9 protein-coding genes are annotated in these 11,237 nt (G+C 47.7%); 5 read left to right on the top strand and 4 right to left on the bottom strand.

Going from position 1 to position 11,237, the window contains the following annotated elements; translation table 11 throughout:
- Positions 1-35: 35 nt before the first annotated feature.
- A complete protein-coding gene (locus V7S65_RS08685) occupies positions 36-1,289 on the top strand; it encodes a tetratricopeptide repeat protein (protein ID WP_079471923.1) in 1,254 nt (417 codons plus the stop codon).
- Between the two features lie 166 nt (positions 1,290-1,455).
- Here the strand turns inward: V7S65_RS08685 and V7S65_RS08680 are convergent, their stop codons facing one another.
- The 4 genes from V7S65_RS08680 to V7S65_RS08665 form a co-directional block, all read right to left on the bottom strand.
- Positions 1,456-1,656, bottom strand: coding sequence for a hypothetical protein (locus tag V7S65_RS08680; protein WP_079471922.1), 201 nt, complete (start codon positions 1,654-1,656; stop codon positions 1,456-1,458).
- A 156-nt stretch (positions 1,657-1,812) separates the two neighbouring features.
- Positions 1,813-4,011: a hybrid sensor histidine kinase/response regulator gene (locus V7S65_RS08675; protein ID WP_336388530.1), complete on the bottom strand. Its 2,199-nt coding sequence runs from the start codon at positions 4,009-4,011 to the stop codon at positions 1,813-1,815.
- Positions 4,012-4,147: 136 nt separating this feature from the next.
- The gene (locus V7S65_RS08670) at positions 4,148-4,339 is read right to left on the bottom strand and encodes a hypothetical protein (RefSeq protein ID WP_079471920.1); all 192 of its coding nucleotides are present in this window, start codon (positions 4,337-4,339) and stop codon (positions 4,148-4,150) included.
- A gap of 127 nt (positions 4,340-4,466) precedes the next feature.
- Positions 4,467-5,162: a LytR/AlgR family response regulator transcription factor gene (locus V7S65_RS08665; protein WP_336388531.1), complete on the bottom strand. Its 696-nt coding sequence runs from the start codon at positions 5,160-5,162 to the stop codon at positions 4,467-4,469.
- A gap of 103 nt (positions 5,163-5,265) precedes the next feature.
- Here V7S65_RS08665 and V7S65_RS08660 point away from each other — a divergent pair, with 103 nt between their 5' ends.
- The 4 genes from V7S65_RS08660 (at position 5,266) to V7S65_RS08645 (ending at position 11,216) form a co-directional block, all read left to right on the top strand.
- Positions 5,266-5,571: a DUF6660 family protein gene (locus tag V7S65_RS08660; RefSeq protein WP_336388532.1), complete on the top strand. Its 306-nt coding sequence runs from the start codon at positions 5,266-5,268 to the stop codon at positions 5,569-5,571.
- 96 nt (positions 5,572-5,667) lie between these two features.
- The gene (locus V7S65_RS08655) at positions 5,668-8,799 is read left to right on the top strand and encodes an efflux RND transporter permease subunit (RefSeq protein ID WP_339545534.1); all 3,132 of its coding nucleotides are present in this window, start codon (positions 5,668-5,670) and stop codon (positions 8,797-8,799) included.
- Positions 8,796-10,028: a TolC family protein gene (locus tag V7S65_RS08650; protein ID WP_336388534.1), complete on the top strand. Its 1,233-nt coding sequence runs from the start codon at positions 8,796-8,798 to the stop codon at positions 10,026-10,028. Before V7S65_RS08655 ends, V7S65_RS08650 begins: the two co-directional genes overlap by 4 nt.
- A gap of 24 nt (positions 10,029-10,052) precedes the next feature.
- Entirely contained in the window at positions 10,053-11,216 is a 1,164-nt protein-coding gene (locus tag V7S65_RS08645; RefSeq protein WP_336388535.1) for an efflux RND transporter periplasmic adaptor subunit, read from the top strand.
- The last annotated feature ends 21 nt before the right edge of the window (positions 11,217-11,237 follow it).

Raw genomic sequence — 11,237 nt, 5'->3', positions numbered from 1 at the left:
TCTTATTGTAATCAGCAACTAAAAAAAACAAAAGCATGAAAAAATTATTGGTATCTCTTCTCTTTTGCACGGCCGGTGTATCGGTTATGGCACAACGGGCAAAAGTTAGCAGTGCGGATGAGAACCTGAAGAAGCAAGATCTGGAAAAAGCCAAAGCGGATATTGACGCAGCATTACAGAATGAAAAGACCAAGAACGACGCTAAAACATGGCTGGTAGATGGTAAGATCCTGGAAGCTATGGGCACCAAGCAGAAAAGTTCTGCACTCGCAACAGAAGCTTTTGCTGCCTTCAAAAAAGCGTTGGAAATAGATCCTAAAATGAAAGAAGCTGTTCTGGAAATGAACCAGCCGTTATTCAATGTATACGCTACTATCGCCAACGCCGGTTATGCTAACCTGAATGAACAGAAATGGGACTCCTCCCTGTATAACTTCAAACAGGCATTTGAAGTAGCTGACTTCTATAACAGTAAAAACCTTGGTGGCTCTATTCCTACAGATACTGCCCTCACTTTTTACGTTGGTTACGCTGCCAACCAGGCCGGTAAAAAAGATGATGCTTTCACCTACCTGAAAAAAGCAGCAGATCTGCAGTTCAAAGGCGAACCAGCACTCTATGTAATCCTGGGTCAGCTGTATGAAGAAAAAGGCGATCAGGCAAACTGGCTGAAAACTATTGAACAGGCTAAAGGTTTATTCCCTAAGGATAAACGCTTTAACGATATGGAAATGGCTTTCTACAGCAAAACAGGTAAAACCAACGAATTACTGACCATGCTGGAAAAGAAGATTGCCGAAAATCCAAACGACCAGCCAGCTGTACTGGATTACGCTATCCGCGTAGATAACCTGGCTAATCCCCGCGACGATAAAGGCGGTGATGCTCCTAAACCAGCTAACTACGAAGAACTGATAGGTAAAGCAGAAGCAGCTTACAAGAAAGCTATCGAAATGAACCCTGCTGATGCTACCGCTAACTTCCAGCTGGGCGCACTGTACTTTAACCGCGCAGTTGTTTTCAACAAAGAACTGAATGGCCTGGACAGCAAACAGCAAACTTCTCCCAAAGCCAAAGAATTACAGGGAAAAGTAGAAGGCCTGATGGGGCAGGCATTACCTTTCTTCGAGAAAGCTGATGCAGGCTTTACTGCTAAAGCCAGCAGCCTCGATGCCAGCGACAAACAAACTTACGAAAGCTGCCTCTATGCACTGCAGAAGATCTATGCGATCAAAAACAACACTGCAAAAGTAGAAGAAGTGAAAAAGAAACTGGACAGTTTGAAATAATAACTGCCCTGATATTATTGAAAAGAGCTCACTTTATAGTGGGCTCTTTTTTTGCGTATAAGGGTCGCTGATTTGTATCATTTCCCGCGATTCTCCCATACATAAAAAATCCCGTTAACCGGGAAGGCCAACGGGACTATTAACTCAAACGCTGTATGGTGCTGAATTATGCTTTCTTAGGAGCAGGAGCAGCTTTCTTTGCATGTTCGTGTTTAGCGGCTTTCTTAGTAGTATCAGCAGCTGGTTTTGCTTCAGCTTTTGCTTCAGTTTTAGCAGCTTTCTTTGCAGGTTTAGCAGCTGGTGCTTGTGCGAAAGATGCAGCAGAAATGCTCATTACTACTACAGCGGCGATCAGGCTTTTTTTCATGATGTTGTCTTTTTAAAATGATTAGATGAAGAATATTTTGTTATAGTTTCTGTAGTAAAAATACATCAGCAAAGAAGGTATTGGCAGGATGTTTCGGTGAACAGGGAATTACTGTCGTTGAACAGGGAAAAATGTACGGTAATATATAGCAGGGAATTATAACAGGATGTGGATTGCCTCCTGTACAGCCTGTATACACAGCTGTTTCAGGGTATTGAACTGGCTGGCCACCATGCCGGGGTGATAGTTGTTTTCCTGTAGTTTTTCCAGCGGTTCCAGGATAGGATACAGGTGATCCTGCAAACCGATAAAGGATACGGTTGTTTTCAGGTTGTGTGCAGTGGAACGTATAGCGGGAATGTCTTCCGCCACCACCGCCTGTTTCAGCAATGATAATTCTTCCGGCAGTTGCGCAATGAATTGCTCCAGCATCGTTTTTTCGAAGTGGCTGTTGCCTTTGGAAAGATCGTGGAGATAATTCAGGTTGATAAGATGCTGTGCGCCATTTTCATTTGGCAGGTGATAAACAGCTGGTAACTCCCGGGGCGGCAGTTTGCCAATGTATACCTGGATCATCCTATACAGGTCCTCTTCAATAATGGGCTTGGAGATATATTCATTCATGCCCATCTGGAGGCATTTTTCACGCTCTCCGGCCATGGCGTGGGCGGTCATGGCAATTACGGGAATAGTGGAGTGCAGCTCATGCCGGATGGACTGTACGGCAGTGTAGCCGTCCATTTCCGGCATTTGGATATCCATCAGCACCAGGTCGTAGTGCTGCCGGTCCAATGCCTGCAATACTTCCCTGCCATTGCTCACAATTTTATACTGCAATTGCCAGCTGCCCAGCAAGTGACGCAGCAGGTTCTGGTTCATCCTATTATCTTCTGCCACCAGCAGCCGCACATCGGGATGTAAGGGGAGTTGGTCGTTCTCCGTAAAATAATGATGTCCTTCTTCTGACAATGACTCACCTAATGTATAGGGCAATTCCACTTTGAAGGTGGCGCCTTCACCGGGTTTGCTTTCCACGGAAATAAAACCATTCTGTAATTCTATCAGTTGTTTTACGATGGTGAGCCCCAGACCCGTTCCGCCGAACTTACGCGTGGTGGCGGCTTCCGCCTGGTGAAAGCGGTCGAAGATGCGTTGCTGCATAGCGGGGTCAATACCAATACCGGTATCACTAACGGTGAATAATATACGAACCGCATTCTCTTCTGCCCATACTTTCGCCACATGTATGCGTACTTCGCCTTCACTGGTAAATTTAATGGCGTTGCTGGTAAGGTTCACCAGCACCTGTGTCAACCGCATTACATCTCCATATAAAATATCCGGTACCTCTTCGTCGATGGTAACAGCCAGCCGGAGTTGTTTTTCCTCGGCTTTGGGTTTGAACATGGTGTTTACGCCATGCAACACGCTGCGCAGGCTGAAGGAGGTAGCTTCTATGCGCATCATACCGGATTCTATTTTGGAGATATCCAGGATGTCGTTGATGATTTCGAGTAAGCTCTGGCCTGCGCTTTCTATGGCGCCTACATATTCTTTGGATTTATCGTTGAGCGGTTGCGCTTTAAGCAGGTTGGTGAAACCCAGCACCGCATTCATGGGAGTCCGTATTTCATGGCTCATATTGGCCAGGAACTGGTCTTTTATGGTGGCTAGTTTTTTCTCCTGCTGCTGCGATTCATCCAGCGCTTCTATGAGTTGCTCCTGCCGGTGGATACGGCTGGTGATATATAAAAACGCGAGCAGGCTCATTAAACAGGCAAAGAACACCAGTACGGTGCCCCAGCGCTGGGCTTTTTGCCCGCTGCTGTCTATCAGGTGGGTTGTGCGGTTCACCTCCGATTGCCGGGTGGTATCCAGTTGCCGCAGAATACCGTTGATGGCTTCGCCCAGCCGCCTTCCTTTCTGGTTGTTGATTAATTTTTCAGCGGCCCATTTACCCTGGCTGTAAAAAGTATCCAGCACCATCAGGTTAAAGGTGTTCTTTTCATCTACCAGGTAGTTGAGCTGGGTAAGCAGTTTCTCCGTGCTGTCGTTTTTGATGATTTTATTGATCTCTTTAAGATCTGCCTTAATAATGGCTATTTCGGCTTCAATGCCGGTAATATGAATAGTGTCCTGGGAAATAACTGCGCCACGTACCTTGCTGTCGGTTTTGGCCATATTGGTTTGCAGCTTCTGGAGTTCGTTCTTTACATTCAGTTCCTGTAACAGCTGCTCATTGCCTTTGATCAGCTTATGGATATTGTTGGCGGAGTTGAATTGCAGCACCACAAATAATATCATTCCGGTAATGAACAGGCCGAGGAGGTAATATTTGATTCTTTTAGGCTGCATGACAGTTTAGTACATATAAACGCTGATATAGGAAAGCCGGTTCAATAAAAGTAGCAATTTTATTGCTCCTTCCTTCAGATAATTAGCCTCAGCGTGATAATTCGCTGAGGCTAATTATGTTGACAAAGCAATGTGATTATTTTGCTTTGGGTGCAGCCGGAGCAGCAGCAGGTTTTGCTGTATGATGATGCTTCGCATGTGTTTTGTGAGCAGGCGCCTTTGCAGTCGCTTCTTTTTTTGTTTCTTTTTTAGGCGCAGTGGTCTGTGCAAAAGATGATGCACTCATAAACAACATAGCTGCGGCGATTACAATACCAAACTTTTTCATGGCTGTATATTTTATTTAGTGATCAATTGTTTGACGACATAAAGGTACATCCACTTCAAAAGTGAGGGTAATACTAATGGCCCAACAGGCAGCAGCTATCGGTCAAAAAGGGGAAAGTGTCGTTGAGCTACAGGAGGTTCAGTTTATTATTCAGTGCAGAACGGTAGGCATCTGCTACGGGAATCGCGTTTTTATTGATAATGATCGTGCCGTCTTCAATAGACTCAATTTTGTCGAGCGCTACGATATAAGACCGGTGCACACGCATGAATTTACCAGCAGGCAGTTTCTCTTCCAACGCTTTCAGTGTGGTATGGATGGCGTGGAATTTCTGCGGGGTATTTAATTTTACATAATCGCCCATTGCTTCCAGGAAAAGGATGTCTTCTGTTTTTATTCTCTTCAGAACACCATTATCACGTATAAATACAAACTCGGTATCGGATACCTGTAGTTCGCGGTGATTGCTGTCGGCGATTTCGCGGGCTTTTTCAATGGCCTGGATAAAACGGGCGGGTTGTACGGGCTTAATCAGGTAGTCGGCCACATTCAGCTCAAACGCTTCCACTGCATAATCTTTTTTTACCGTGGTAAAGATGATCACCGGACGTTTCTTCCCCAGGTTGCGGGTAAGCTCCAGACCACTCATACCGGGCATTTCTATATCCAGCAACAGGAGATCTATCTTTTCTTTCTGTAAAAAATTATATGCTTCCATAGCGCTGCTGCATTCACCTGCCACATGTAATTGTTCCACATGACTGGCTAATTGCTTCATGGCGGTACGTGCCAGCTTATTATCGTCTACTATCAGGCAATTCATGCGGCTAATTTAAGTACAAATCGTAATATAAAATCATCTCAGCCGCAACTGCGATGCAGTTTTTTCCGGCGGGGTTTTAAGTTTAATTTTTACATTTGTAAAGATGAAGTGGTTACTTTACATACTAAGCTGTTATATCCTGCTGCTGTCGTGCATTCCCTGCAACGACTACCAGCCGGCAAACAGCAGCATGGCGGTACAACTCACCACTTCCCACGATCACGAAACACAACCGGACTACTGCTCGCCGCTTTGCGTATGCAGTTGCTGCAATGTACAGGCCACTCCCGGTGTGGTAGTCACCGTTTATTTTATGGCGCAACGGATCATCATAGATTACCCACTGTTGCCTGTTAATTCGCTTCCTTCCTTATCAGATAATATCTGGCAGCCCCCACAGCTGGTTTAATCCGTTTTACAGATGTTTTTGCTATGAGCATATCCGTGCCTTTTACCGGTGCAGATATGGCTATGGTACGTCATTTTATTACTTATTGAATCAATCATGCTGGATAAGATCATTCGTTTCTCTGTGAGGAACAAATTAATGATAGGGATATTTACGTGTGCCCTGGCGGCATTTGGCGTGTACTCCCTATTACGTTTACCGGTAGATGCAGTACCGGATATCACCAACAACCAGGTGCAGGTGATTACACAATCGCCTTCACTCGCGGCGCAGGAAGTGGAAAGACTCATTACCTTTCCTATTGAGCAAACAATGGCGGTAATACCGGAACTGGCGGAAATACGCTCTATTTCCAGGTTTGGACTGTCGGTGGTCACCATTGTATTTCACGATAATGTAGATATTTACTGGGCCCGTCAACAGGTGAATGAAAAACTGGGCGAAGCCAGAACCAATATACCTCCCGGCATCGGCGCCCCGGAAATGTCGCCCATTTCCAGCGGCCTGGGGGAAGTATACCAATATGTGCTGCATCCGCGGAAAGGATATGAAGAAAAGTTCGACGCCCGTGAGCTGCGTACTATACAGGACTGGTATGTAAGACGGCAGCTGCTGGGAACGCCGGGTGTAGCCGAAGTAAACAGCTTTGGCGGGATGCTGAAGCAATACCAGGTAACGCTGAACCCGGACAAACTCCGCAGTCACCACCTGGGCATAGCCGATGTGTTCAACGCCATGGAAAGGAATAACCAGAACACCGGTGGCGCTTATATCGACAAGAAACCCAACGCTTACTTCATTCGCAGCGAAGGACTGATCAGCAGTTTGGCGGATATAGAAAAGATAGTGGTGAAGAATACACCGGATGGATTGCCCGTATTGATAAGAGATATCGCTACCGTGCAGCTGGGCGATGCGGTTCGTTATGGCGCGCTTACCCGTAATGCAAACGGAGAAGCCGTTGGCGGCATTGTAATGATGCTGAAAGGGAAAAACTCCAACGAGGTAGTGAAAACGGTGAAAGCCAGGATCGCAGAGATACAGAAAACCCTGCCGCCCGGTGTGGTAATAGAACCTTTCCTGGACCGCAGCGAATTTGTAGGCAGGGCTGTGGGCACGGTACAAAAGAACCTGGTAGAAGGAGCGCTCATTGTTATCTTCGTACTCGTACTATTCCTCGGGAACCTGCGCGCAGGGCTGATTGTAGCCTCAGTAATCCCTTTGTCGATGTTGTTTGCCATTTCTATGATGTACCTGTTCGGGGTATCGGGCAACCTGATGAGCCTGGGAGCTATCGACTTCGGGCTGATCGTAGATGGCGCCGTAATTATAGTAGAAGCCACATTACACCATCTTGCCGGGAGAAATAAAACCGGGCAACTGATACGCTTATCACAGCAGGAAATGGACACCGAAGTATTTGAGGCTGCCAGCAAGATCCGCAGCACCGCCGCCTTTGGTGAAATCATTATCCTCATCGTATACCTGCCTATACTTGCTTTAACCGGTATTGAGGGCAAGATGTTCCGCCCGATGGCGCAAACCGTTTCCTTCGCCATCCTCGGCGCTTTCATCCTGTCGCTCACCTATGTGCCCATGATGTCCGCGCTGATGCTGAGTAAAAACCTGGATAATAAAGTTACGGTGGCCGACCGCCTCATGCGCTTCTTTCAGCGTATATACGACCCCGTTATCCGGGGCGCATTGCGCGCAAAGGCGTTGGTAACGGGGGCGGCTATACTGCTTTTTGTGATCGCATTATTTTTATTTGGTAAGATGGGGGGAGAATTTATTCCTACCCTGGAAGAAGGCGATTTTGCCGTGGAGACACGGCTACTCACCGGTAGCTCACTGTCGGAAACAATCGACAAAGTGAGCCTGGCCTCCGGTATAATAATGAAACAATTTCCCGAAGTGAAAGAAGTGATCGGCAAAATAGGCGCCGCAGAAATACCCACAGACCCCATGCCGATGGAGGCCTGCGACCTTACCATTTTACTGAAGCCCAGGAAAGAATGGACCAGTGCCCGCAGCCGGGAAGAACTGGCCAATAAAATGCAGGAAGCCCTGGAGGTCATACCTGGTGTGAGTTTTGGCTTTTCGCAGCCTATCCAGCTACGGTTTAACGAACTGATTTCCGGCGTGCGGCAGGATGTAGGCATTAAGATTTTTGGAGAAGACCTCGCCACGCTGGCTTCACTGGCCGATAAAATAGGCCGCATTGTGAACCGTACGCCCGGCGCTAAAGATCTGTACGTAGAGCAAACCGGCGGGTTGCCACAGATAGTGGTAACAGCCGACCGGGACAAGATAGCCCGTTACGGACTTGATATCGCCACCATTAATCAAACTATTAACACCGCTTTCGCCGGTCAGAGCGCCGGACTGGTATATGAAGGGGAGAAGCGTTTCGACCTGGTATTGCGGCTGGATCAACAAAGCCGGCAGCAGCTGGCGGATGTACAAAACCTGTATATCACCACACCATCCGGCAACCAGGTGCCGCTACAGGAAGTAGCGGAAGTGAAATTGACGACCGGTCCCAACCAGGTGCAAAGAGAAGATGCGAAAAGGCGTACCATCGTTGGTTTTAACGTTCGTGGCCGCGATATCACCAGCGTGGTAGAAGAGATTGAAGCAGCTATCGGCAAAGAGGTAAAGCTACCCGCTGGTTATTTTATCCGGTACGGCGGGCAGTTTGAAAATCTGAAAGAAGCCAACCGGCGTTTAGCCGTTGCCGTACCCGTGGCGTTGTTGCTGATTTTTGGCTTGCTCTATTTTACTTTTCACTCTGTAAAACAATCGCTGCTCATATTTACCGCCATCCCGATGTCGGCCATAGGAGGCGTTTTTGCGTTGATGCTGCGCGGTTTGCCTTTTAGTATTTCCGCTGGGGTAGGATTCATTGCATTGTTTGGTGTGGCCGTATTAAATGGCATTGTGCTGATAGGAGAGTTCAACCGTTTAAAACAGTCCGGCTTGCAGGACCTGAACAGCGTGGTACTAAATGGAACGGCTACACGATTACGGCCGGTACTCATGACGGCTTTTGTGGCGTCGCTCGGTTTTTTACCGATGGCCCTGGCCACCAGCGCAGGAGCGGAGGTACAGCGTCCGCTGGCTACCGTGGTAATAGGAGGATTGATTACTTCTACCTTGCTCACCCTCCTGGTGTTGCCGTGTTTATATATCTATTTTGAGAAAGGTTTTTCAAAACATACATTATGAAGATCTGGATATTAACAGGCTTGCTGTTACCTGCGATGGCCGTGGCGCAATCGCAGGCGCTGACACTGGAAACAGCGGTGCAGCTGGCCTTGCAGCAAAACAAAGGACTGAAATCTGCCGATGCTTCCATCGGTTACTACCGTAAAATGACAGGCACCAGCGGGGAGATCCCGAAAACAGATGTGAACCTGCAGTACGGACAAACAAACAGTTATGTTGCGAATGATAACAACTACAGCGTAACACAAACCATTCCTTTTCCCACCGTGTTCGGCGCCAGGAAGGAACTGAATAATGCGCAGGTAGATAAAGCCGTATGGTTTAAAGCCGTTACGCAAAATGAACTGGTGTACCAGGTGAAGCAGGTATATGTACAGCTGCTGTACCTGCAGGAAGTAAGAGCCCTGATCATGCGGCAGGACAGCATCTTCACCAGCTTTGCCCGCAGCGCGGATCTGCGTTACCGCACCGGGGAAAGCAGGATGCTGGAGAAGATCGCTGCTGAAGGACGGCTCAATGAAGTAAAGAACTCCCTGCGTCAGAACGAGGCGAATCTTAAAATTTATACCGCCAGGTTGCAGGCATTACTGGGCATCACTACCCCGGTTACTATAACGGAAACGGCTATACCGGATGCTAGGCTTTCCCTCGTAAATGATTCCGCAGCGGTGGCTGCCAATCCGCAACTGCAATACCTGAAACAGCAGGTAACCATTGCGGAGAAGCAAAAGAAGTTGTTCAAAGCAGCGATACTGCCGGATATCATGGTAGGTTATTTTAACCAGTCGTTTATTGGCACCCCGCTGAATGCTTCAGGCGCGCCGCTGGCCACCAACAGCAACCGTTTCCAGGGATTCCAGGTTGGACTGGCACTGCCCATCTGGATGGGGCCACTTAAAGCAAAAGTAAGGGCGGAAGAAAAGCAGCAGCAGGCTGCCAGTTTGCAGTTTGATAATAATGTGATACAGCTGCAATCCCAGTATGAACAGGCAGTACAACAGTTTATCAAAAACAGGAACAGCCTGGAGTTTTATGAAAGCACGTCGCTGCCAAACGTGGAGTTGCTTTTGAAACAATCTGAGAAATCATACAGCAGTGGAGATATTGGCTATGCAGAATACTTTCTTAACCTGGAGCATGGGCTCACCGCCCGGCAGGGATACCTGCTGGCCCGCAATGAAGTAAAACAGGCAGAATTATATATGGCTTACCTGGCAGGTCAGCAGTAAGGTCATCAACAAAAAAATATCATCATGCAATTATTCAAAAAACATATAGCCTTTACCGTTATCATCTTCTTTCTTGTTTCCTGTGGAAGCAAACAAACACCCGCTACTACAGATGCCCATGATCATGAAGAAGAAGCCGGTGTTGTAGAGCTGACTGCCGAGCAGTTTAAAACAGCAGGGATCACTTATGGTAAACCTGAGAACCGGCAGATCAGCGGCGCCGTGAAAGTAAATGGCCTGCTGGATGTACCACCGCAGCAACAGGTAAGCATTTCTGTACCGATGGGTGGATTTATAAAACAAACCAGCCTGTTGCAGGGCATGCCGGTAAAACAGGGGCAGGTAATTGCGGTACTGGAAAACCTCGACTACATCCAGTTACAGCAGGATTACCTGGAAGTAAGCAGTCAACTGGAGTATGCCACAAAGGAACACGACCGTCAGCAGGAATTGGCCAAAGAAAATGTAAACGCCCTGAAAACGCTGCAGCAGGCCAAAGCCAGCTGGCAAACTCTGTTGGCGAAAGAAAATGGACTCAGGCAAAAATTGTCGGTGCTGAACATCAACCTTACTGCTTTGCAAAAAGGGAATATTCAACGTACAGTCAATGTATATGCGCCTATCAGCGGTTATGTAACACAGGTGAATGTTAACCTGGGCCAGTTTGTAACGCCGGCGGATATACTTTTCCGCATTGTAAATACCGAGCATCTGCATGCGGAGCTGACCGTGTTTGAAAAAGATGTACCACGGTTAAAGATCGGGCAGCTGGTGCGTTTCACGCTCGCCAATGAAACTACGCCGCGTACCGCCACGGTTCACCTGATTGGCCGCGAAATAAGCCCGGAACGTACGGTAAGGGTGCATTGCCACCTGGAGGAAGAAGATACGCAGCTGCTTCCGGGCACTTACCTGCAGGCGATGATTGAAACCGGCGCTGCTGCCGTAAAGGCGTTGCCCGACGCTGCTGTGGTGAATTTTGAGAACAAGGCATACGTGTTTGTAAAGAAACCGGGCGCAGACAGCACCTTTCATTTCAATATGCTGGAGATAAAGAAAGGCAACAGTGAACTGGGTTATACCGAAGTAACCTTCCCGGCAGACGCGCCGGAAGGGGATGTAGTGGTGACAGGCGCATATGATCTGCTGGCCAAGCTGAAAAACAGCGGAGAGCACGAAGGGCACTAGCCAGGTATTCATCTTATTAAT

It is taken from the genome of Chitinophaga sp. CCNWYY40 (genome assembly GCF_037483205.1).
GTDB lineage: Bacteria > Bacteroidota > Bacteroidia > Chitinophagales > Chitinophagaceae > Chitinophaga > Chitinophaga ginsengisegetis.
Note: the sequence above shows the minus strand (reverse complement) of the source record. Positions and strands in the feature narration are given on the sequence as shown.